This window comes from Paludifilum halophilum (assembly GCF_002245355.1).
GTDB classification, from domain to species: domain Bacteria; phylum Bacillota; class Bacilli; order Thermoactinomycetales; family DSM-45169; genus Paludifilum; species Paludifilum halophilum.
Genome location: NZ_NOWF01000004.1, coordinates 193253 through 217012, shown reverse-complemented (window position 1 = coordinate 217012; position 23760 = coordinate 193253). Strand labels below are relative to the sequence as shown.

The window sequence follows — 23760 nt, the reverse complement described above, 5'->3', positions numbered from 1 at the left end:
GCTTCCAAAAATCAAGGAACCCGTCCCATCCCGCCCCAGGACGGACGCGATGGGATCGGATTCCTTCCGGGGGTGTCATGATCAAATTTCCCCGCGATAGAAAGGGCCGGTGTAGTCGGCGGAAATCCTTTTGTTTTTGTTAGGAGATTATAGACGACCACATCGGCTCGGGACCAAGCTGAGGTGATGAGACAGGCCTTAATAACTGAGCAGAGCCGCCATCAATAGGCCGGTGGAGACACTTAGAAAACAGGCGAACAGACCGACGGAGACGTTTCCCTTGGGAATTTCGGAGACGACCCGAAAAGGAGTGAGCAGTTCAAAGAGGTAGAAGACGAGGACTTGGAATACCGCTCCGATCACTCCCCAGATGATCAAATCGACCAGGTGGGTGGAATGGTAGATGGCAGAGGCCAGCACGAGGGCCAAACCGAGAATTTTTCCACCCAGGTCGTAGGAGGCGGCTTTGGCGGCGGACCTTTTTTGCGGGTCGGACGTGTCCGCTCCTTCTTTGATCAATCGGTACTCCCGATAGGGAGTGGTAAAGAGAAAAAGGATGGTTCCCAGGATGACCAAGGGTAAGGTCACACCCAGGTACATCAGAAAGTTGAGGATATAAGGCCATTGAACGTCCACGGATCAAACAGCTCCTTTCGATCAACAGTCGTAAGACTTCCGTTCCAGTCATATCATGAGGGTCAACCTTCCACTCCCACCGGCAGATAATAGGACAGGTTGCCAGTGATCGGGCCGTCCACCCGGGAGAGAATCGCAGAGGCCTTCCCGTTGACCAGGAAGGAGCCCCAGAGGCGATGCCCCCGGAAAAGCCCTTTCATCGTCTCCGTCTCCACCTGTTCCAGTTCCACCCGCCGCTGGTACACCATCATTTGATCCCAGTAGGCCGGTTCTCCGTCTTTGGCGGCGACGGAACCGTCGGAGTCGCACAGGACCACGGCCCCTCCCTCCCGACCGAAGACGGGTTTTACGACATAGGGGAATCGACCCTGAAACCGATTTTCCAAATAAGTCGGAAGCATATAAGTATCGATCATCTCATGCTCCTCCGGGGTAAAAAACTGTCCGGTTTCGTGGAGATTCCAGATAAGGGCCTGCAAGGCTTTGGTCTGTGCGATGAAGGCCCCTGGGGGGTTGATGACCGCCAGTTTTCCCCGGGCGATCAGATCCAGGATATGGACTCCGGTGGGATAACCATCGCGATCTTCATCTTCGGCCAGCATCTCCAAAGCATGAAGCCGGTACCATACGTCGACGGGGATGCTCTTCTCGCCAGTGCCGGCGTAGAGTCGATCCCCTTTGACCCGCAGATCCTCCAAAGGCACAAACCGGGCGGAAAGTCCGGACCGGTTCATGAGGTAACGGGTGGTGCCGGCGTCTTCTTCATGCCAACCCAAGGCACTAAAGACGATATGATCGACGGGATAATGCTTCGAGCGGTATTCGCTCACCATTTCCTGAAACGCGGCGGCCAGCTCATCTTCGGCTCCCCGGTTGGGATCCTCCATGCCGAAAGCGGTACAAACCCGGCCGTTTACGTAAAAGGCCTCCACAATTCCGGTCGGTGTATCACTGTTTAATTCCAGCATTTTGAGACCCTCGGCGGTACGGGCAAAATCAAACCGCCCGATGATCGTCGGCACCTCTTCGGCAACGGACAGACGAACCGCATTCCGAGTCGGTTCCGGCAAGCCCAACTCCTCCAGCAGTTCATCCTCTCCCTGTCGGAGTACAGAAACCATCCGGGTAAAGATACCGCCTAACGCTTCCGTCGCGAAGGCCAGCTCCCGTTGAAAGGATGCCGGGATGGTATGGATGGAGGCTAAGGCGTATTCCTCTCCATAAAACCAGTCCCAGGTAAACACACCTTCCCGACGCATAGGCTCGTACAACTCGCGGCGCCGCTGTGCGTAGGCTGTGGACAGAGAGATCAACCCCCGCTAAACCAGCCGCCGGAACTGCTGCTGCCGACACCGCCTTTGGATTTAGAGCCGGAAGAAACACCGGAGCCGCCTCCTTTGGATTTCGAACCGGATGAGACACCGGAAATTTTTTTATACACTTTTTTACCATTCCGGTAAACATGACTGCTTCCGGTTCGTCCGCTGCCGTCGTCACAATAACCGTCCTGATCTTCGTCTTCACACACTTCTTCGTCACAGTAACCGTCTTTATCCCTGTCCCGGCACTTTTCCGCCGTCCGGTCGGGACTGCAACCCGTTGCTACCACTAATGCCGTCGCTGCGAACATGCCGACCAATTTCGCCGTGCGTCCGGTACCGAAGTCCGTTTGAACCTCTTTTTCCTGCTCCGGGATGACCTTCTCTTTCACCGGGATCCCCCCTCGCTGATCGGTATGGCGTACAGGACGTAAACACGCCGATTTTCATCGATTTCCGCCGAAGTCTTTTGCCAGGGTCGACCATTCACATCAAACGCATCGGATTGGAGGTAAGTCCGGAGATGATCCGCATCGGAAAAATGCATGGTTTGGACGACGGGATAATAGACCGCCTCTTCCCTAAATTCGCGCACTTCCAGACGGAGTCCGCTCCACTCCGGACGTTGAAGTATCTCTGAGCTTAACACTTCCTCTTCCTCCGCCTCTCTCACCAGGATCACCGATTGATTCCGTCCGGCGGTACAAGAGATCTTTTCATAGACCCGCTTCCCCTTGACGAAATAATCACAAACCATCCGGGTGGAAATCTCCTCGGCATCAATCGGTTCATAATAGTAGAGAACGGGATATCCGTTTTCCGAATGATCCAACCGATACTCCAGCCTCGCCATCCTTGCCCTCCCTTCGTCAAAATGGATGGAAATATGAGTTCTACCCATTCAGGTTACCGTGACCATTCGTTAAAAGTAAAGGTTTATTTGCCAAAACAAGAAAGGATTCTATGCATGACTGGTAGGGCAGTCACCATTTTACCAACCGTACTCACACCCTGCTGGATCCGTTTTCGTTTCCCCACAAGGGAAAAAACACCCCCGCCTCACGGCGGGAGTCAGGGATCCGGGAATAGCCCTATCAGGTACAGTCGTCCCCAGAGCTTCCCTAATTCCCGTGCATTCGGTTTTTCACTTTCGGCCACCGGAAAGGCGGAACATACTTCATCATGATTCGGAATAAATGTTCCCACTGCTGTTCATTCAGAAATTGAACCGGCATGTCCCGGTCGATGTCCAGATCCCTTGCTAAACGAGTGATCTGAGAAGACGTGAAGATTCCCTTGAACACTCTGGAGAGCGGGAGACCGGGATTTTTGAGGCCGGTTGCGGCCAGTGCCATCAACCGGGCGTGGTGGCAGGGGGGAATCCCGGGTTGTTCTTTTTTTCGAACGAGAAGTACAGCCGAATCGATACGGGGCGGGGGTGAAAAACAATGGGGCGGGATGGTTCGCCCCATTTGAATATCAAACCATATGCGCCATTTCAAGATATGGGGATTCCTTACCGGATTCGCGGTAAAACGTTTGGCCGCTCCCTTTTCCATGACCAATACAGCCTTTTGAACAGGGGTTGACGGCCGATCGAGAAGCTTTTTCAGAATCGGGGTGGTAATGGAGTACGGGATATTCGCCACCACACAGAATGGACGCTTGGGCAGATTTATCCGCAAAAAATCCTGTTGAATCACTCGAATGTTGCATCCCTTTCTGATCTTTTTTTGCATCTTTTGAATCAAAAAGGGATCTTTTTCTACAGCCAGTACTTTTCCCGCTTTTTCAGCCATAGGTATCGTCAATAAACCGGTTCCTGCACCGATTTCGACGACCAGATCATCCGAATGGAGTTCGGCCATTCGGATGAGATCATGGATCATTCTTTTATTGTGCATCAAATGTTGACCCAAGTTTCTATATAAAGGTTGGCTTCTTTTTTTGGACACAAAAAAGCACCTCTTTCATTCGTGATGGGGAATGAAAAAGGCACAGCACAAATAGGCATGGCCCTTTCGGCCAAGCCTCATTGTTCTGTGCCTGTCATTACCGCAAACGAATGAAAAAGATGCCGGAATAATAGATGCACATAACGGACAAATTCCTTCCCTATAGATACATCTTGATCATAGCAACCGTAAACCTCATTTGCAAGGCACCTTCCAAAGCAAAGGTCGGATGCCGCTTTTTGCGCTTGATACTGGGTATCCGTCGGATACAGGATCTTTTACAGGGGTGAAGAATTCATCTTTCACCCCAACAAAAGGTCTAACAGCGCTTTTTGAGCATGAAGGCGGTTCTCCGCCTGTTGGAAAACGACAGACTGGGGACCGTCAATCACTTCCGCCGAGACTTCCAACCCCCGGTAAGCCGGAAGACAGTGGAGAAACACAGCATCCGTCTTTGCCCGATCCATCAGGGCTTTGTCCACCTGAAAACCGGCAAAATTCTTCACACGTTTCTCTTTCTCCTCCTCTTGTCCCATACTGGCCCAGACATCGGTATACACCGCGTCGGCTTTCTCCGCCGCCTCCGCCGGATCACCGGTGAAGGTGATACTGCCGCCTGTCGCAGTACACAACTCCTTCGCCTGCTCCGTAACCGCCGGATCCGGTTCGTAACCCGGCGGAAAGGCGGCCCGAAGGTGAATCCCTGTCACGGCGGCGGCCTCCATCAAGGAATGGAGCACATTATTTCCGTCCCCGATGTAAGCCACATGTAGTCCGGTGAGCTCCCCCTTCACCTCTTTTAACGTCAGGAGATCCGCCAGGGCCTGGCAGGGATGGTGCAGGTCCGTCAACCCGTTGATGACGGGAATCGAAGCGTGCTTGGCCAGCTGTTCCACCGTGGTATGCCGGTGTGTCCGGATCAGGATCCCGTCCACATATCCGGACAAAACCCGGGCGGTGTCCCCGGCCGTTTCTCCCCGTCCCCATTGCAACTCCTGCCGGTTCAGCGGAAGGGCAGATCCTCCCAGTTGAGTCATTCCCGCTTCAAAGGAGACCCGGGTTCGGGTGGAGGGTTTTTCAAAGATCATGGCCAGGGTTTTGCCGATCAAGGGAAAATCGCGAGTCCCCCGCTGGTGTTGTAACTTCATTTCTTCCGCTTTTCGAATCAGCGTCTCCACCTTCCGGGGCGAGTAATCGGCCAGCCGGAGACAATCCGTCCCCGTCCAATCCGAGAAGGTGACAGGGGATAGACTCATCTCGTCATCGCCTCCTTGATCACAGTCGTTTTCAGAGGGGCCACTGTCCAGGAATCCGGTTCCCGGCAGGCGGCGGCACGAATCCACCATTGGAAGGTATCCAGGGAAGTAAAACAGGGGACCTGCCATTCCAGGGTTTTTTGCCGTAACTGAAAACCGTCGGTTTCCGGGTTTCCTCCCCGGGCGGGAAGGTTGAGCACGGCTTTGGAAGAGTTCTCCCGAAACCATTCATCCCACCGGGAAGGGGAAACCGTCTCCACCGGGGCCGCTCCGGTTTCCCGGATCGCTTGAGCCGTCCCGGGGGTAGCGGCCAGCCGGACCCCGTTTTCAACCAGAGCGGGTAAGATTTCGATCAGCTCCCTTTTATGCGGGTCGGCGACGGAGAGAAGCAGGGAAGTCCCCTTTTCCAGACGAGGCAGTTCACCCCCGACAGCCCAGGGTAACACCTTGGCCGCCGCTTCCTCCGGTGTATCGCCCAATCCCAACACTTCCCCCGTTGAACGCATCTCCGGACCCAGGGCCGGTTCCACCCCGGGCAGTTTGAGGGAAGAAAATACAGGGGCTTTCACCGCCCATTTCTCCACTGGAGGCATCAGTCCGGCAGGAGCGAAGGAAGCCAACGCCTCACCCAGCTGTACCCGGGTCGCCCATTCCACCATGGGCACCCCGACCACCTTGCTGACGACGGGAATCGTACGGGAAGCCCGGGGGTTGACTTCCAATACATAGACCTGTCCGCCGTCGAGAACGAATTGGATATTGAGCAGTCCGGCATGGGAGAGAAAACGAGCGATCCGCTCCGTGTACTCCAGGACCTTTTGTCTTTGTTCCTCAGTCAGATCCGGCGCTCCGAGAATGGAACAACTGTCTCCGGAATGAATCCCCGCCCGCTCGATATGCTGAATCAGGGTAGGGATGACTACGTCCTTTCCGTCAGTGACAGCGTCCACTTCCACCTCCAGTCCTTCCACGAAACGATCCAGCAAAAGCGGATCCCCTTTCCGATCGAGGAAGGAGTGAAGGACACGAACCAATTCCTCTTCTTCCCGGACCACCTGCATCCCTTGACCGCCGATCACATAAGAAGGGCGAACCAGAATCGGGTAGCCCAGCCTTTCCGCCGCCTGAAGGCCCGCCTCTCCGGTAGCGACGGTCTCCCCGGGGATATGGGGGATCTCCAGCTGTTTCAACATGGCGTAAAACCGGTCCCGGTCCTCCACCCGGTCAATGCTGTCAGCGGAGGTGCCCAGCACCGCCAGCCCCCCTTCTTCCAGGGCCCGGGTTAATCCGACTGCCGTCTGCCCTCCATATTGGACCAAGGCACCCTTCACCTTTTCCTTTTCAGCCACATGGAGAACGTCCTCCGCCGTCAGCGGTTCAAAATAGAGCCGGTCGGCAGTCGCATAATCGGTGCTTACGGTCTCCGGATTATTATTAACGACGACGGAGCTCGCCCCCCCTTTCCTCAAGGCTTTGGCGGCGTGAACGGAGCAATAGTCAAACTCGATCCCTTGACCGATCCGGATCGGTCCGGAACCCAACACCAAAACCGGAAACTCCCCGGTGGCGGCGTCCACTTCGTCCGCTCCCTGCCAGGAAGAATAGTAATAAGGGGTCTCAGCGACGAATTCCCCGGCACAGGTATCCACCCATTTGTAGGAGGGCTTCCATCCGAGATCGGCCCAGCGACTGCGCACCTTTGTTTCCGGGATACCATATATCCGGGCCAGAGCGGCGTCGGCCATTCCCCGCTCTTTGGCCTGACGGAGCAGACTCCGGGGAACCGTCTCCCATCTGTATTCCGCCAGAGACTGCTCCAGTCGGACCATTCCATGCAGTTGGTACAAAAAGTATGGGGAGATCCCAGTCAGACCGTTCACTTCTTCCACAGTCCAACCCCGGCGGAATGCCTCTCCCAGGGCAAACAGGCGTTGGTCGTCAGGCCGGCGAAGATACCCTTTCAGTTCGTCTACCGTCCACTCCCGACATTCCGGGGATAACAGGGTGAATCGATCCATATCCAAGGAGCGGAGCGCTTTGTAAAGGGCCGTTTCCAGATTGCGGCCGAGAGCCATCACTTCCCCTGTCGCCTTCATCCGGGTCCCTAAACGGCGGTCCCCTTCAGGAAACTTGTCGAAGGGCCAGCGGGGGATTTTCACGACCACATAATCCAGGGCCGGTTCAAAACTGGCGAAGGTATGACCCGTCACCGGGTTCAGGCATTCATCCAACCGGTAACCCAGCGCCAGCTTGGCCGCCAGGCGGGCGATGGGATACCCCGTTGCCTTAGAAGCCAAGGCGCTGGAACGACTGACCCGGGGATTGACCTCGATGATTTTGTACTCTCCCGTCTCCGGGTGAAGGGCAAACTGAATGTTGCATCCGCCTACCACCTTCAAAGTGCGGATCACTTGGCAGGCAACGGAGCGAAGCCGCTGATACTGCCGGTCCGTCAGGGTTTGCGACGGGGCGGTAACGATGCTGTCTCCGGTATGGACACCGACAGGATCGATGTTTTCCATATTGCAAACAGCAATGCAGGTGTCGACCTCGTCCCGCATCATCTCGTATTCAATCTCTTTCCATCCCAGGATGCTCTGCTCCACCAGAATCTGACCGATCGGGCTGGCGGCCAGTCCCTGCCGGGCGATTCGCTTCAGTTCCGTTTCATCCTCTGCTACGCCCCCGCCGAAACCGCCCAGAGTATACGCCGGGCGCACAACAACGGGATATCCGGCGGAGGCGGCCCAGCGCAGCGCCTCATCGACAGAAGAGACGGTATCCCCTCGGGGGACGGGCTCCCCGATCGCTTCCATCATACGCTTAAACGCCTCTCGATCCTCTCCCCGGCGAATGGTATCGATGGGGGTTCCCAACAAGCGGACGCCGAAGGACTCCAACACTCCCCGTTCCTGAAGCTCTACGGCCAGGTTGAGGCCCGTCTGTCCGCCCATCGTGGCCAAGAGGCCATCCGGTCTTTCCTGTCGGATGATCCGGGTTAGAACGTCGACGTTCAAAGGTTCCATATAGAGGACGTCCGCCGCCTCGGAATCCGTCATAATCGTGGCCGGGTTGTTATTGGCCAAAATCACCCGCAGGCCTTCCTCCTGTAAAGCCAAACAGGCTTGAGTGCCGGCATAATCGAACTCCGCCGCCTGACCGACTACAATCGGACCGGAACCGATTACCAAAACGGATTGGATTTCTTCGGGAACCAATGCAAATGCCTTCGATTCATCCATATGCTTCCACCTTCTTTCCGGAGGACACTGTATCGAGAAAACGGTCGAACAATTCCTCCGCATCTCCGGGACCCGGATGGGCTTCAGGGTGAAATTGCACCGCCCGGACCGGGTAGGAATGGTGAATGATCCCTTCCACTGATCCATCATTGACATGTCTGTGGGTCACCCGCCATTCGGCGGGATCCAGAGAGTCGGATTTGACCGTGTATCCATGGTTTTGGGAGGTGATCCAAACCTTCCCCGTATCCTCTTCCTTGACCGGATGATTGCTTCCCCGGTGACCGTAAGGCAGGCGTTCCGTATCTCCGCCGAAGGCGAGAGCCACCAGCTGGTGACCCAGACAGATCCCCATCGTGGGTATTTTCCGAAACAGGGGAACCCATCCGGACAGGTAAGGAGTTAATGCCTTGGGGTCGCCCGGGCCGTTGGAAAAGAGAAGGCCGTCGGGTTGCAGTGCGGCAATCTGCTCCGGAGGCCAATGGTAAGGAACGACAGTGACCCGGTATCCCCTCCGCAAAAGAGCGTTCAACATCGATTGTTTGTACCCGAAGTCGACGAGTACCATATGGCAAGACGCAGACGATGTTTCCGGATAAGCCACCGGTTGGGCAACCGCAACACGATCCACCCATTCCCTGGAAAGCGGATCCGGCCATGTCACTCGGTTCAGCGCCGAATCGGGAGCGGCAGTGATTAATCCGCGCAGACTTCCCCGCTCCCGCACTTTTTTCACCACGGAACGGGTATCCACCCCAACGATCCCCGGGATTCCCCAGAAGTCCAACCACTCGCCGAAGGAGTCTCCCGGACTGTCGAACCCCTCGCTGATCACCACTCCGGAGCAATGCGGCCGGGCGCTTTCTTCCTCTCCGGGGATGATGCCGTAGTTGCCGATCAAGGGATAAGTGAAGGTAACGATCTGGCCGGCGTAAGAAGGATCCGTCGCCACCTCCTGATACCCTGTCATTCCGGTGGTAAAGACCACCTCTCCCGCTTTTTCCCGGGGAGATCCGATCCACTCCCCGGAGAATACTTCTCCATCCTCAAATACCAGATACGCTTTCATGCTCTGAAACCTCCTCCAACTCCGCCAATCCCCCGGCGATGATGTCTGTCGCTTTTTCCAGCTGCCTCCGGGTGACCGTCAAGGGAGGTAACAGCCTCAGCACGTTCGATCCCGCCGCCAGAACGAGCAGGCCTTTTTCCCTGGCTGTTTGAACCAAGGGAGCGACGGAAACAGACAGCTCCACTCCCCAAATCAAGCCCCGGCCCCGGATCTCCCTGACCAGAGGGGAATCTGACAGCTTTTCCCGCAGGAAATCCCGGAAAAATAAGCCTTGCCGGCGGGCGATTGCCAAGGTATCCGTCTCCGTCAGCTCTTCAATCACTGACAAAGCCGCTGCCATCGCCAAAGGGTTGCCGCCGAAGGTGCTGGCATGGCTGCCCGGGCCGAAAAAGTCGATCAGATCCGCACGCCCCAGCATCGCCCCGACGGGAACCCCGTTGCCCAGGCCTTTGGCCAGGGTAAGTACGTCGGGGGTGATCCCGTATTGCTGAAAAGCGAACAGAGATCCGGTCCGGCCCATCCCCGTCTGCACCTCATCCACCATCAACAGGATCTCATTTTCCGCACAAAACCGGTGCAACTCCCTGACAAATTCGGGGTCTGCGGGCTGAACGCCGCCTTCTCCCTGTACCATCTCCAGCATCACCGCCACGGTGTTTTCTCCTGCCGCCTCCTTGACCGAGGAGAATTGATTGAAGGGAAGAGAACGAAAACCGTCGGGATAGGGACCGCATCCGGTCTTCACCTTCTCCTGACCGGTAGCGGTCAGTGTAGCCAGAGTCCGACCGTGAAAGGAAGATTGGAACGTTAACACCTCGGGCTCTTTCACCTGCTTCTTTGTTTGACCGTAGCGCCGGGCAAGCTTGATCGCCGCCTCATTGGCCTCTGCCCCGCTGTTACCGAAAAAGGCGGCGGACAATCCGCTCATCTCTGTGAGACGGGCGGCCACCTTTTCTTGAAGAGGAATTTCAAACAGGTTGGACACGTGCCACAGGGCATCCAGCTGACCCGCTAGAGCCGCCTGGACCCGGGGCGGGCGATGCCCCAAATTGCAAACCCCGAGGCCGGATGTAAAATCGAGATAGCGTTGACCGGATTCGTCCCAGAGGTAGGCTCCTTCCCCTTTAGCCGGGCGAATCCCGTTACGTGAATAAGTCGGAAACAACGTCACACGTCTCCACCTCCTTCAACCGAATCCGCGTGCCGGACAGGGGTTGATCGGAACCAAAGGCCAGACTGCCTGGAACACGACCATCCACAATCGCCGCTTCTGCCACGGATCCCTTCAATCCGTTCAGTGCCGCCGTCACCTTCGGTACCATACCATCGCGGATTTGCCCGTTCGCCACCATCTGTTCGACTTGCCGGGAAGAGGCTTTTGCGAGAACCTCCCCTTTTGCACAGATCCCCGGTACGTTCGTCACCAGGATCAGTTTTTCCGCGCGGAGGGCCCGGGCGACCGCTCCCGCCGCGGTATCAGCGTTGACATTGTAGTGGCGGCCCTTTTGATCCACCCCGATCGAGGCCACAACGGGGATCCACCCGTGCTCCATCAGTACCGTCAACAGTTCGATTCGAACCTGCTCCACTTCGCCGACCCAACCCAGTTCCGGTGCTTTCCGCCGTACCCGGATCAGACTCCGGTCCACGCCGCTGACACCGACGGCCTCCGCCCCGGATCGTTCCAGACGGGACACAATGGCTTTGTTCATCCTTCCCGCCAGCACCATCTCCACTAGCTGCAATCCTTGGTCATCCGTCACCCGCAAGCCATTCTTAAAGGTGGTTTGGATCCCCAAGCGACGCTCCAACCGATTGATTTCCGGGCCGCCGCCGTGAACGATCACCGGTTGAAAGCCTTGTCGCCACAAACGGGTACATTCCGCAAAAAAGTCGGGGTGAAGCTGGTCCCATACATTCCCGCCGACCTTGATCACGACCGGCCGCCTTTTCATCCCTCTCTCCTCCTTCTGTTTACTAAGGAAAGGGGGCGAAGGGCTTTTCCCCGCCCGCCCCGGGAGTGCCGTCAGGTCCGATAGCTGGCATTGATCCGGACATAGTCATATGTCAAATCACATCCCCAAGCCGTCGCCTCATGGTTCCCCCGGTTCAAATCGACGGTCAGCAACACCTTTTCCCTCTGCAGACAGGACCGGGCTTCCTCCTCGTCAAAAGCCGCCACCCTCCCCTTTTGAACTACACCAGTCTCACCGATAAAAATGTCGATAGTGGAGGGATCCACTGCCGCACCGCTATATCCGATCGCACAAATGATTCGACCCCAATTGGGATCGGCCCCGTATATCGCCGTTTTAACCAGACTGGAGCCCACAACCGCTTTCGCCGCCTGTCTCGCTTCCGTCAGTGTATCGGCTCCCGTGACGCGAACCTCCACCAACCGTGTCGCCCCCTCACCATCCCGAGCGATCATTTGGGCGAGCTCCCGTGCCACATGGGCGAATCCGCGACGAAACGCCGGCCAGTCCGGATGATTCGGCGTGAGGGGCGAATGGCCGGCCTTCCCGCTGGCCATCACCGATACCATATCATTGGTACTGCAATCCCCATCGACGGTAATCATGTTAAAGGTTTCGTCCGTCACCTCATGAAGCAGTTCTTGAAGGGATTCCGGGGCGATCACCGCATCCGTAGTGAGAAACGCGAGCATCGTCGCCATACGCGGATGAACCATCCCCGAACCCTTGGCTGTTCCGGCGATCCGAACTTCCTTTCCTTCCACCGTCAAGACGACCGCCGCATTCTTGGTAAACGTATCGGTGGTCAGGATGGATTGACTGAAATCCCCGCACCCTTCAGCACTCAATCCCCCTGTCAACGCAGGAATGGCACGGTTGATCCGTTCCATGGGGAGGAATTCCCCGATTACCCCGGTCGAGGCAACTCCGACGAGGTGTTCCGACAATCCCAAACTGTCCGCCGTCTTCTTGCGCATCTCCAAGGCATCTTCCAATCCCTTTTCCCCTGTACAGGCATTGGCGATGGCGCTGTTGCACAGAAGCGCCTGCATCCGTCCTTCTACAGCCAATCCCTGCCGTGTCACCTGCAGGGGTGCTGCCTGAAACCCGTTCATCGTGTACACAGCAGCGGTCGAGGCCGGTACATCACAAAAAATGAGTCCGATATCGTTCCGTCTCCGTTTCATCCCGCAATGGACACCGGCGGCGGAAAACCCCTTCGGCGACGTGATCTCCGGTTCCGGGGCCACTTGATACAAACCTCGATCCTCCCGCTGCCGGAGCTCCTGTATCTGATTCATCCTTTCTTCCCCTCTCTCTCCCGTCATACTCTTGGAACCATGATGGGAATCCGTTTTCTACGGGTATTGAGGCCCCATTTTCAAACCGGCGGTTTCCGGCCAACCCATCCGCAGATTCAGATTTTGCACCGCCTGGCCGGCCGCTCCCTTCATCAGATTATCAATCGTTACCATCCCGACCACTGCACCGGTCCGATCATCCCGTCGGAGACTGATATCACAAAAGTTGCTTCCCTGAACCTGCTTGGTCCGGGGCCAGTCCCCCGTCGGCCGGACCCGGATAAAGGGGGCGTCGCGGTAAGTATCGGCCAATAAATCATACAACTGTTGATTGTTCCATCCCTTGGCGGCCGCCGCGTAAATCGTCACCAAAATGCCCCGGTTCATCGGCACGATCTGAGGGGTAAAGGAGACCCGAATCCTGCGCCCCGCCTCTTGAGAAGCATATCGTTCGATTTCCGGCGTATGCTGATGCAGCCCCACCTTATAGGGAAAGAGATTTTCGTTTACCTCGCAAAAGAGACTAGTCAGTTTCAACCCCCGTCCGGCACCGGATACCCCGGATTTGGCATCGATGAATAAGGGACCCTCATCCACCGCTTTCGCCTTTAGCAGAGGGAGCAGCAACAGCAGTCCGGCGGTCGGATAACAGCCCGGGTTAGCGATCAGATCCGCTTCAGCAATCCGGTGGGGAACCCACTCGCTCAATCCGTACACCGCCTTCTCCAACCACTCCTCTTCCGCCGGCTCCCGCCCGTACCAGTCCCGGTAAGCATCGGAATCCAATCGAAAGTCCCCCGCCAAGTCGATACAGAGAAGACCCTGTTTTACCAATTCGGGGACCCACCGACTGCTCACCCCCGGCGGTGCTGCGAAGAAAACGGCCTCCACTTCTTGGCTCAATCGTTCTATATTCATCTCCTCCAGGGAATAACCCAGATGGGACAGATGCGGAAAGACGCGGCCCAAGGGTTCCTCCGCCCGGGACGAAGTGATCAGAGCGCCGATGGTTGCATAGGGATGACTTTCCAAAATCCGAATCAAATCGGCGCTTCCATACCCCGTAGAGCCGACAACAGCCACCTTCAACGTGCTCCCTCCTTTTCCGTTAAAAAGATCTCTGCCGTGAAATCTTTGTATCATTATACATACTATATAATAATTATTCAATCCTGATTTTGAACAAAAAAAAGAAGCTGCTGTCACCCAGCAACTTCGGAGATTGGTTCGGATCCCATCTTTTTCGGCTTACTTTTTTTCCGCCAACCATTCGGCCAAAGTGGCCCGCTGTTCCTTGGATACCTGATTTTGAGCGGGCATCTGTCCCCGACCGTTTTGTATGATCAACTCAATATCTTTTTTGGAATATTGGGCTCCCACCTCCTCTAGACTGGGACCCACACTCCCCTCCAGATTTTGCCCATGGCAGCTGGAACAATTATTTTTGTAAATCTGGTCAGGACTGCTTGCCTGTTCCTGCGTCTCCCCCTGATCATCCTGATCCGCACCCTGACCGCAACCGGTCAGAGCGAGCACCGAGACGATCATGATCCAACTCCACTTCCAACACCTGCTTTTCACAAAGGGGCCTCCTCTCACCAAAATCTTCAGTCTGACAAAGACCTGTCCGATCATCCCATCGTTTGAAATCCATAAGTGATTCTTTTTTTCCGCTGTCCTTTAATCATACCGGATGAATCCAATCTCTGGTTGTTAACTTTCCACGAAAAAATGCCGGATATGCAATCGAGTGCTTATCCGGCCATCCTTCATCCAAGGGTCAGTCTTTTCCGCGGCCCGATTTTCGGAGCCGCCACTTCCACCCACTGGATGCTGCTTTCCCCTTTCCTCTCTGGCCTCGAGGGCCGAGGGCGGTCATATCCCCGGTAGCCGCCGTTTCTTTCTCAGCCGTCTCCTCCGGTGCCGCTTCGGCATCGGAGTGATCCCGGAAGGAGGAGTCCTCACCCTCTGTTTTTCGGCTTTCCTTCTCCGGTTCCGCTGACTCGTTCCTATGGGAAAGGGATCCTGCTTTGCTTTTTTCATTTTCAGCGGAGGCAACGCTTCCTTCTTCCTCCGTCTCCTCTTTTCCCGCCCCCGGGTCAGGCTTTCGGAAGGAGGAATCCTGTTTCTCCGGCGGCTTCTCTTCTTTTTCTTCCGTGTGCCGGTCCTCTTCCGGGCCGGAAAGGGTGGAATCCTCTTGATCCTCCTCGTCCTCATCCTCTGTCATATGATAGGGTTGACTGAACGCTTTTTGCATCTCGTCAACCTCGCGACTACGCCGGTTATTCAGGAAAAGAAACAACAAGACCAGTCCGACCGCCGACACACCCAGAACGATCCATACAAAAGGGGAGATTCCCATGAACATTTCCATCTCGCCTATCCCTCCTCAAATCTCCACCCTCTTAATCGCAACCGACCAACCTTCGGGATTGTTCAACTTCCATTTGACTTTCCCTTCGTTCTTCTTTCCGCAATCCGAAACTTCAACATATCCAGGCTCGTTGGCAACATACAAAAGAACAGAAAAGGCCGATCCCGGGATCGGCCTTTTCTCTACTCCCCTTGGAAACGGGGCTTGCGCTTTTCCAAAAAAGCATCCATCCCCTCCAGTCGATCACGGGTATTGAAAACGACACCGAAATAGGAAGCTTCCAAGTCGAGGCCGGCAGCCAAATCCACTTCGGCTCCCCGGTTGACCGATTTTTTGATGTAATTCATCGCCTTCGGGGCTTTTGAAGCCAGTAAGCCGGCCAGCTTTTTCGCCTCATCCATCAGCTGATCCGAGGGCAAGACTTTTTGGACCAAACCCAGGCGAAAAGCTTCTTCGGCGGTTATCATCTCTCCGGTTAAGCACAGATATTTCGCCGTTGATTTACCCACCAGACGAGCCAGACGCTGTGTTCCGCCATAACCCGGAAGGACTCCCAGGTTGACCTCCGGCTGACCGAATTTGGCGTTTTGAGAAGCGAGGAGGATGTCACCGCTCATCGCTAATTCACACCCTCCCCCGAGGGCGAATCCGTTAATCGCCATAATCACAGGGATCGGAAGCTCCTCCACCCGGGAAAAAAGCGCTTGACCACGGGACGCCAGCCGTTCCGCCTCCTCAGAGGAGGGAACCTGCCGCAACTCCTTGATGTCCGCACCGGCGACAAACGCCTTATCACCGGCTCCTGTCATAACCAGGGCATGGATATCCCCTTCCGCTTCCACCCAGTCCAGGGCCTGACCCAACTCGCGAAGGGTTTCCCGATTGAGCGCGTTCATCACATCGGGACGCTGGATGGTGAGAAGAGCCCACCCTTCTTGTTTTTCAACGGAGATATGATTCCATTCCATCTCGATCACCTCCGGATTTTTTCAACCGACTGAGAGTACCGCCTACTTCACAGTCGGTCCAAAACATTACTTGTTTCGACAAAAAGAGCCACAGCTCCTTTTTCCCCTTCCGGAGGGATTATCCCGTGAACCGATTCGTGGTGCGGCCGCGGGGATACCGCTCTCGATTTTTTCACAACGCTTCTAGTGCCCCTTCAGGAAACTTTGATCTGTTTGATCCCTTGCTGGGGGTGGTCGGGCTGGTAGGCCGTCTCCGATCTCTTGCAAAAAACGCAAAGGATCTACGCTGGCCTACCACCCTCCCAACTTGGTTACCAGATGGAGCACTAGTCAGCCGGAGACTGATTACGGCGGGTCATTTGACGCCAGACGGAACCGCCGGCTTCCGCTCCTTTTTCAATTCGTTCCAAAGCCATTTTTACCTGCATGCTCACTTCAAATTCAGGATCATCCTGAGCCGCTTTCAAAGCGGGAATCGCCGATTTGTCCCCGGTCTCGTATAAAAACATGGCCGCCCGCCACCGTACCAGTCTGCTCTTATCCCGCAGGGCTTCTTTCATGGGATCGATCGAAGCGGGATCTCCCAAATCGGACAGGCAATCCCCGGCTGTACGGCGAACCGTCACCGACGGATCCTTCAATGCTTTGTGAAGATCCGGGAGCACCCTCTTGTCCTCCAGTCCGCCCAAGTATGCAACAGCCAACCGGCGGACGGAAGACTTATCATCCGCCATCGCTTTGCGAAGCACAGGCAAATCTTCCAAGGTGGGATTCATCTGTTCCAAAGCGGCATAACGCTTTTTCCAATCCGAGTCTTCCAGCATCTCCGGGGTGACCGAAAAACTCTTTTTCCGTTCCGGCGCCGATGCGTCGGAACCCTGCCGAAAAGCTTGTTCCACCAGGCTGTCCAGACGGGCTTGATCATAAGCGGCGGCAATCTCCTGAGCGACCTCTTCTCCCACTTCATTCAGATCGCCGTATCGGACGCCCCGTTCTTCCCATTTCCGTTCCATCACCATGTTATCGGAAGCCTTTTGAGCCTTCATGATCGCTTCAGTGAAGCGCTCCGGCAGAGGAACCCGTTTCTCTTCTCCGCCGGCATCCAGTTTGATCTGGATCGGCAGTCCGCGAAAGGTTTGAAGGAACACTTTCACCTCGCCAAAGGCCTCATCCGGGGAGTAACCGTTTTCCGCTCCGTCGGGTTCCGCTTCGGAAGCGGACGCTTCACCGAAAATCTCCCGCACCGATGGTAAAATCCGCTGCCAATCCACTTTGGGGTTTCTCTCCAGGGCGATGAAGTCCGCGACGCGGAAGGCACTTTTAACCCCTTGCACGGCCAACAGCCGAGAGATCGGATCCGGTGCATCCCCGCTGTTTTCAGGGGTGTAAGTCTCTCCCTTGGACACCTTTTCATCCACGTTTAATTTCATGGAATTCGGACTGGGAGTCGGCTCGATGGAAAGAAGCTTCATATCCATCCTCCTTCTGTGTGAGATTGAACCGCGAATCCTGTTTCGATCCACTGCAAAACCGTCATCCATGTATGTTTTCGCGATACCGCGAAATCGGATCACCTTCTTTGCTATAAAGGATCTTAACACAATTTCCCGGTGCTTTCATCCGGTACGGTACAAAAGTTCGCGCGACCATGAAAAACGCTAAAAGGAGGAAATCGACAGAAAGATAAGGACACCGGAGAGGCGAAGATGATAAAATCTCGCCGGAACGGTGTTTGCAACCGTCTTCTTAGGGAAAGGAATCATAACGGTAGACCGGATGAGGAGGAATCGTTTGATGAAAAAACTTCCGATCGAAAACCAGATCAAAAAGCTGCTGAAGGACAACGACTTGTCCGACATGGAAGAGGATATCCTGGAAACCTTGATCCCCTGCATTGCGATCACCCCCGTGGAGGCCGATGACCTGCCCGTCGGCACTTCCAAATTCGGTGGATTCCCCGACCTGCCTGAGGGAGAGGAATTTCCCCGCTGGAAAGGCCGGCCCCTCAGTTTTATCGCCCAGTACAATCTGGCTGAGCTGAAACAGACCGGCTTTTCGAGTCCCCTGCCGGACCAGGGAATGCTCTACTTTTTCTGCGGAACAGCGATGGATATTCCAGTTTGGGAAGAAAAAGGGGAGCCAGGGGGCTGGAGTGTCTTTTATATCGACACGGAACCCTCCCGGCTCCGACCGGTCCCTTTTCCGGAAGATCTGCCCCGGGAAGGCTTCTTCGAGGAGCGAAAAATGAAGCTCTCGGTAGAAAAGACCTTGCCCGAAGTGGAATTCATCGAAGGAATGGACGATGTGTACTTCGACCTGATGGATCAGCTGTATCAGCTGGAAGAGCGGGAGTCCGGCTATCATCAGGCCTTCGGTGATCCCTTCCAAATGGAGGGGGACGTTTTTAAAGAATGCAAAGCCAATTCCGGGAATCCGTCGGATGATTGGGTCCTCCTGCTGCAAGTCGACTCCGACGAAGAGATGGGAATGATATGGGGAGACCTCGGGATGCTTTATTTCTGCATTGCCCGGGAAGATCTGCGGAAAAAACGGTTTGATCGGTCCTGGCTGGTGATGCAGAGTCACTAGAAGCGTTGTGATTTTAGCACATCCTTGGTGGGTCGGGGTGGGGTTCCACACTCCGTTTCGTTGTTCTGACGAGCCAAAGGCACTCCGTGTGGAACCCCACCCGCCCGAACAGGAGCTTTTTCACAACGCTTCTAGAGCGTGTCTGAACATGGAAGGGCAACCCGGCGCGAAGTCGGAAAATGCTCCTGCACCCCGTGATCGTTCATGATCGGACACGCCCGAAAGCACCCACGGATCATCCGATAAAAGGAAAACCCAGCACCCTTAACTGAGGATCACTGGGTTTAACGATTTCCTAAGATCAACTATCCACGATGGTTCGCTGACTCATCCACTTGCACCTGCTGGCGCAGGTAGGCCTCGATGAATCGATTGAGTGCGCCGTCGATCACAGCCTGCACATTGCCAACCTCGACCTGGGTTCGGTGGTCTTTCACCATGCTGTAGGGGTGGAAAACGTAGGAGCGAATCTGATTGCCCCATCCGATTTCCCGTTGTTCCCCTTTCAATTCAGCCAGCTCCTTTTTCTGCTCCTCCAGCTGTTTCTCCAGCAGGCGGGCGCGCAGAATTTTCATCGCCCGCTCCCGGTTTTTAATCTGTGAGCGTTCCGACTGGCAGGTTACAACGACCCCCGTGGGCAGGTGAGTGATCCGTACCGCCGAATCCGTCGTGTTGACATGCTGACCGCCGGCACCGCTGGAGCGGTAGGTGTCGATTTTCAAATCCTCGGTCCGGATATTGACATCCACGTCATCCTCAATTTCCGGCATTACTTCGGCGGAGACGAAGGACGTGTGACGACGTCCGGAAGCATCGAAGGGAGAGATCCGAACCAGGCGGTGAATCCCTTTTTCCGCTTTCAGATAACCATAAGCGTTATTCCCTTTGATCAAAAGAGTGACGCTTTTGACCCCGGCTTCCTCACCGGGGAGGTAATCCAGGGTTTCCACCTTATAGCCCTGTTGTTCCGCCCAGCGAGTATACATCCGCAGCAGGATCTGGGCCCAGTCCTGGGATTCGGTACCGCCTGCGCCGGGGTGGAGCTCCAGGATCGCGTTGTTTTTGTCGTAGGGTTCACTTAACATCAAGGAAAGCTCGAAGTCATCCAGTTTTTCCTTGAAGGATTCCAACTCCTGCTCCGCCTCCGCGAGCAGAGATTCATCCCCTTCTTCAGCGATCAATTCCGCCATCACCTGAACCTCTTCGTGGATCTCCTCCAATTCGGAGATGCGCTCCACTGTCGATTTCAGGCGGTTATTTTCATCGATCACCTTTTGTGCCTCGGATGGTTGATCCCAGAAATCAGGAGAGGTCATCTCCTGTTCCAGTTCAGCAATTCTCGCTTTTTTCTGATCGAGGTCAAAGAGACCCCCTGATGTCCGCCAAACGTTCGGCTGAAGTGGTCAATTGCTGACGAATCTCATTTAAAGTCATCGATCATTACTCCTTCTTTCTTCATTCATATACGTGGGGAAGGGTACCAAATTCCGCGGCAAAAAACAAACGGTTCAGGACCCTTCGAATGAAACCGAAACGGGACTGTATTTCCTCGAGAGCCGGGTTCACCCGGTCTGGGCGGAAGCACTTCCGCAACAGTGTTTATATTTCTTTCCGCTTCCGCAGGGGCAAGGTTGGTTCCGTCCCACCTTTTCCGTCCGGCGGATCGGCTGTCTCTTGGACGCCTCCTGGTCCTGATGGGGCGAACCGCCGCTGGAGGCGGTTTTGGCGGTCGCTACTTCCTCCCGTTCGACGTTCTCCTCCACCGTCGATTTCATCACATAGCGTACAACTTCCTCCTGAATTTCCTGGACCATCTGTTGGAACATCTCATAACCTTCGAACTGGTACTCCCGCAGAGGATCCGTCTGTCCGTAGGCCCGAAGGTGGATCCCCTGGCGCAACTGATCCAAAGCGTCGATATGATCCATCCATTTCCGGTCGACGGCTCTCAGGATCACGACTTTGATAAACTCCTGCAACCGCTCGGAGCCGACGGTTTCTTCCCTGGCATTCAGCTGCTCAACCAATTCTTCATAAATCCGGTCCACCATCTCGTCGGGCTCCAGACCCTTGAGATCATCCTCCGTGACCGCGTCCTCTTCGCCCTCCGGCATGAGGGATGTCCCCGCAAATTCGGCAATCGCCTCCAGATCCCACTCTTCAGGGATATCCTCGTCCGCCGTATGGGCCTGAACGCCTCGCTCGATCAGCTCTTTGCCCATCTGGAGCACAAACTCTTTCAGATCGTCTCCCATCAGTACCTGTCTGCGCTGTTTATAGATAATCTCCCGCTGCTGGTTGAGTACATCATCGTATTGAAGGACCCAGCGCCGGGAGTCGAAATTATTTCCCTCCACCCGTTTCTGGGCATTGGCCACGGCCCGGGTAAACATCCGTCCCTCAATCGGAACATCGTCTTCCAACCCCAGGCTGTCCATCATCCCTTGCACCCGGTCGGAGGCAAATCGGCGCATCAGCTCATCCTCAAAGGAGAGATAGAATTGGGAAGAGCCAGGATCTCCCTGACGCCCGGAACGCCCTCGCAGCTGATTGTCAATGCGTCGGCTCTCATGGCGTTCCGTTCCGATGACGTGAAGACCGCCCACTTCATCCACACCCTCACCGAGGACAATGTCGGTTCCTCTTCCGGCCATGTTGGTAGCGATGGTCACCGCTCCCCGCTGGCCGGCCTGGGAGATGATTTCCGCCTCCCGGGCATGGTTTTTCGCATTCAAAACCTGATGGGGAATCCCCCGTTTTTTCAACATCTTGGACAGCTTTTCCGATTTTTCGATGGAAATCGTCCCGACGAGGATCGGCTGACCGGTAGCGTGACGATTGACGATCTCCTCCACAACCGCCCGGAACTTGGCATCTTCGTTTTTATACAGCACATCGGAGTGATCCTGACGGATCATCGGCTTGTGAGTGGGGATGGAGACCACATTCATGCCGTAAATCTTGCGGAACTCCTCCTCCTCCGTCTTGGCCGTACCGGTCATCCCGCCCCGCTTCTCATAGAGGCGGAAATAATTTTGCAAGGTAACGGTAGCCAGGGTCATACTCTCTCGCTGTACCTGCAACCCTTCTTTGGCTTCGATCGCTTGGTGAAGACCGTCACTATAGCGGCGACCGTGCATCAGCCGGCCGGTGAAGTCGTCGACAATAACCACCCCGTCTTCGTTGACGACATAATCACTGTCCCGTTTCATAATGACATGGGCTTTCAAGGCTTGCTCGATATGGTGGTTGATCGAGATATTCTTGGCATCGTACAAATTGTCGATGCCCATAAAAGCTTCGGCTTTATCGACACCTTGTTCCGTCAGGGTGACGCTCTTCGTTTTGATATCGACGGTAAAGTCCTCTTCCTCCTTCAGCCGGCGGACCAGTTTATCCGCGGCGTAATAAAGGTCCGTCGCCTTGTTGGCTTGACCGCTGATAATGAGGGGAGTCCGCGCCTCGTCGATCAAAATACTGTCCACTTCGTCCACCAGGACATAGTTGAGCTTGCGCTGAACAATCCTTTCCGGATAAAGCACCATGTTGTCCCGAAGGTAGTCGAATCCGAACTCATTGTTCGTCCCGAAAGTGATGTCCGCCTGGTAAGCTTCCCGCTTTTCTTCCGGACTCATTCCCGGCAGATTCAACCCCACAGTCAACCCGAGGAACTCGAATACCTGTCCCATCCATTCCCGATCCCGGCGGGCCAGGTAGTCATTAACCGTCACGATATGAACCCCTTCGCCGGACAAGGCGTTCAGATAGGCCGGCAAGGTGGAAACCAGTGTTTTCCCTTCACCGGTTTTCATTTCCGCAATATCGCCGTTATGCAACACGATACCTCCGACCAGTTGCACATAAAAGTGGCGCATCCCCAGGACCCGCTTCGCTGTTTCCCGGACCACAGCGAAGGCTTCCGGCAGGAGATCGTCCAGACTCTCCCCTTCCTTCAGCCGTTTCCGGAATGTATCCGTTTTACCGGCGAGTTCCTCGTCGGAAAGGGCTGAGATCTCCGCCTCCAATGCTTCGATCCGGTCTGCGGTTTTGTAGCACTTTTTCAGTTGGCGTTCATTCGAATCGGGTAACACCTTACGCAAAAGATTTAGCATTCAGCCGTCATCCCTTCCCATGAAGCTCTGAATCACTCGCGTACAAATCGGTCTTTATATCTTTAACGAACGGTTGTTTCGTTCATGAAGTGTCCAATATCAGGTACTTACTATTAGTTTAACAAAAACAGCCCGGGAATTTCACTTTTTCACAAAGTGTTCGGGAGTGCGACAAAAAAACGGCAGCCGGGACGCTGCCGAATGGTTCCCGTATGCCGTCGATCCGCAACAGAAAGTGTATCCACGATCACTCTGGCTCAATCAGACCGTAGCGACCGTCTTTGCGTTTATAGACCACATTGACCTGATCTGTCGTCGCGTTTGAAAAGACGAAGAAGTTGTGGCCCAGCATATCCATTTGCAGAATGGCCTCTTCCGTATCCATCGGTTTCAGATTGAACCGTTTCGTACGAACGATTTGAAAATCTTCCTCTTCCGTATTCTCACTTTCCAGATCGGAAAGAGTTGCTCCATTTTCCAATTGGGCGCGAAGGGTACCGTCCTGACGGAACTTGCGATTCACTTTGGTTTTGTACTTCCGGATTTGGCGCTCCAGTTTTTCCACGACTTTGTCGATGGAGGCGTACATATTTTCGCTGGATTCTTCCGCCCGGACCAAGACACCCGGGAAGGGAACCGTCACCTCCACCTTGTGTTCGTCGCGAAAAACACTCAGCGATACATGGGCTTCCGTGGTCGAAGTGGAGTGAAAATACTTCTCCATCCGGCTCGCCTTTTTTTCGACATAATCCCGGAGCGCATCTGTCAATTCAATGTTGTTTCCCCGAATGTTGTACTTCATCAAGCGAATCCCCCTTTTCGCCTTCTTATGTATCTATTCCCGTTTTCGCAGATGATTCCTCCTTTTTTTTATCATCTTACAAACTGAAATGAAATCCGTTATTTGTAAAAATCAATCAATCTATTTTCGACAAATTCCGACTTCCGCATCCATTTTAAAAC

20 protein-coding genes are annotated in these 23760 nt (G+C 54.9%); 1 reads left to right on the top strand and 19 read right to left on the bottom strand.

The genetic code is table 11. From position 1 onward, the window contains the following. Nucleotides 1-198: 198 nt before the first annotated feature. The 16 genes from CHM34_RS08190 to CHM34_RS08115 form a co-directional block, all read right to left on the bottom strand. Nucleotides 199-636 carry a DUF350 domain-containing protein gene (locus tag CHM34_RS08190; protein WP_094264115.1) on the bottom strand — a complete coding sequence of 146 codons (438 nt, stop codon included), beginning with the start codon at nucleotides 634-636 and terminating at the stop codon, nucleotides 199-201. Nucleotides 637-698: 62 nt separating this feature from the next. Next, a complete protein-coding gene (locus CHM34_RS08185; RefSeq protein ID WP_094264114.1) occupies nucleotides 699-1895 on the bottom strand; it encodes a glutathionylspermidine synthase family protein in 1197 nt (398 codons plus the stop codon). Nucleotides 1896-1945: 50 nt separating this feature from the next. Continuing rightward, nucleotides 1946-2347: a hypothetical protein gene (locus tag CHM34_RS08180; RefSeq protein ID WP_338048649.1), complete on the bottom strand. Its 402-nt coding sequence runs from the start codon at nucleotides 2345-2347 to the stop codon at nucleotides 1946-1948. Next, complete coding sequence (locus CHM34_RS08175) at nucleotides 2344-2808, bottom strand: hypothetical protein (protein WP_240511932.1); 465 nt, start codon at nucleotides 2806-2808, stop codon at nucleotides 2344-2346. Before CHM34_RS08175 ends, CHM34_RS08180 begins: the two co-directional genes overlap by 4 nt. 268 nt (nucleotides 2809-3076) lie before the next feature. Then, entirely contained in the window at nucleotides 3077-3910 is an 834-nt protein-coding gene (erm, locus tag CHM34_RS08170; RefSeq protein ID WP_240511931.1) for a 23S ribosomal RNA methyltransferase Erm, read from the bottom strand. A 302-nt stretch (nucleotides 3911-4212) separates the two neighbouring features. After that, complete coding sequence (gene argF / locus CHM34_RS08165) at nucleotides 4213-5166, bottom strand: ornithine carbamoyltransferase (protein WP_094264112.1); 954 nt, start codon at nucleotides 5164-5166, stop codon at nucleotides 4213-4215. After that, a complete protein-coding gene (carB, locus tag CHM34_RS08160) occupies nucleotides 5163-8408 on the bottom strand; it encodes a carbamoyl-phosphate synthase (glutamine-hydrolyzing) large subunit (RefSeq protein WP_094264111.1) in 3246 nt (1081 codons plus the stop codon). The genes argF and carB overlap by 4 nt, the downstream gene beginning before the upstream one ends. Then, entirely contained in the window at nucleotides 8401-9477 is a 1077-nt protein-coding gene (locus tag CHM34_RS08155; RefSeq protein WP_094264110.1) for a carbamoyl phosphate synthase small subunit, read from the bottom strand. Before CHM34_RS08155 ends, carB begins: the two co-directional genes overlap by 8 nt. Further along, nucleotides 9455-10648 (bottom strand): acetylornithine transaminase, encoded by a 1194-nt coding sequence (gene argD, locus CHM34_RS08150; RefSeq protein WP_094264109.1) that lies wholly within the window; start codon nucleotides 10646-10648, stop codon nucleotides 9455-9457. The genes CHM34_RS08155 and argD overlap by 23 nt, the downstream gene beginning before the upstream one ends. Then, nucleotides 10620-11432 carry an acetylglutamate kinase gene (gene argB, locus CHM34_RS08145; RefSeq protein WP_094264108.1) on the bottom strand — a complete coding sequence of 271 codons (813 nt, stop codon included), beginning with the start codon at nucleotides 11430-11432 and terminating at the stop codon, nucleotides 10620-10622. Before argB ends, argD begins: the two co-directional genes overlap by 29 nt. Nucleotides 11433-11503: 71 nt before the next feature. Further along, complete coding sequence (gene argJ / locus CHM34_RS08140; protein WP_094264107.1) at nucleotides 11504-12754, bottom strand: bifunctional glutamate N-acetyltransferase/amino-acid acetyltransferase ArgJ; 1251 nt, start codon at nucleotides 12752-12754, stop codon at nucleotides 11504-11506. A 57-nt stretch (nucleotides 12755-12811) separates the two neighbouring features. Further along, nucleotides 12812-13897: an N-acetyl-gamma-glutamyl-phosphate reductase gene (argC, locus tag CHM34_RS08135; protein WP_094264106.1), complete on the bottom strand. Its 1086-nt coding sequence runs from the start codon at nucleotides 13895-13897 to the stop codon at nucleotides 12812-12814. 105 nt (nucleotides 13898-14002) lie between these two features. Beyond that, nucleotides 14003-14335: a cytochrome c551 gene (cccB, locus tag CHM34_RS08130; RefSeq protein WP_240511930.1), complete on the bottom strand. Its 333-nt coding sequence runs from the start codon at nucleotides 14333-14335 to the stop codon at nucleotides 14003-14005. Nucleotides 14336-14534: 199 nt separating this feature from the next. Next, entirely contained in the window at nucleotides 14535-15128 is a 594-nt protein-coding gene (locus tag CHM34_RS08125) for a hypothetical protein (RefSeq protein WP_094264104.1), read from the bottom strand. Nucleotides 15129-15310: 182 nt separating this feature from the next. After that, nucleotides 15311-16096 carry an enoyl-CoA hydratase/isomerase family protein gene (locus tag CHM34_RS08120; protein ID WP_094264103.1) on the bottom strand — a complete coding sequence of 262 codons (786 nt, stop codon included), beginning with the start codon at nucleotides 16094-16096 and terminating at the stop codon, nucleotides 15311-15313. 326 nt (nucleotides 16097-16422) lie between these two features. Then, nucleotides 16423-17568, bottom strand: coding sequence for a conserved virulence factor C family protein (locus tag CHM34_RS08115; RefSeq protein WP_094264102.1), 1146 nt, complete (start codon nucleotides 17566-17568; stop codon nucleotides 16423-16425). A gap of 322 nt (nucleotides 17569-17890) precedes the next feature. On the opposite strand from CHM34_RS08115, the gene CHM34_RS08110 reads away from it, so the two are divergent. Further along, a complete protein-coding gene (locus CHM34_RS08110) occupies nucleotides 17891-18685 on the top strand; it encodes a YwqG family protein (RefSeq protein ID WP_169713649.1) in 795 nt (264 codons plus the stop codon). A gap of 305 nt (nucleotides 18686-18990) precedes the next feature. Here the strand turns inward: CHM34_RS08110 and prfB are convergent. The 3 genes from prfB to hpf all read right to left on the bottom strand — a co-directional run bounded on the left by prfB (nucleotide 18991) and on the right by hpf (nucleotide 23599). Then, nucleotides 18991-20119 (bottom strand): peptide chain release factor 2 gene (prfB, locus tag CHM34_RS08100; protein ID WP_141201661.1). Its coding sequence is split into 2 segments (ribosomal slippage): nucleotides 18991-20046 and nucleotides 20048-20119, totalling 1128 coding nucleotides; the frame shifts between segments, so codons are not numbered across the junction. Between the two features lie 128 nt (nucleotides 20120-20247). Further along, nucleotides 20248-22797 (bottom strand): preprotein translocase subunit SecA, encoded by a 2550-nt coding sequence (gene secA / locus CHM34_RS08095; RefSeq protein ID WP_094264098.1) that lies wholly within the window; start codon nucleotides 22795-22797, stop codon nucleotides 20248-20250. Nucleotides 22798-23044: 247 nt separating this feature from the next. Continuing rightward, nucleotides 23045-23599, bottom strand: a complete 555-nt coding sequence (gene hpf, locus CHM34_RS08090; protein WP_094264097.1) for a ribosome hibernation-promoting factor, HPF/YfiA family — start codon at nucleotides 23597-23599, stop codon at nucleotides 23045-23047. Nucleotides 23600-23760 lie beyond the last annotated feature (161 nt).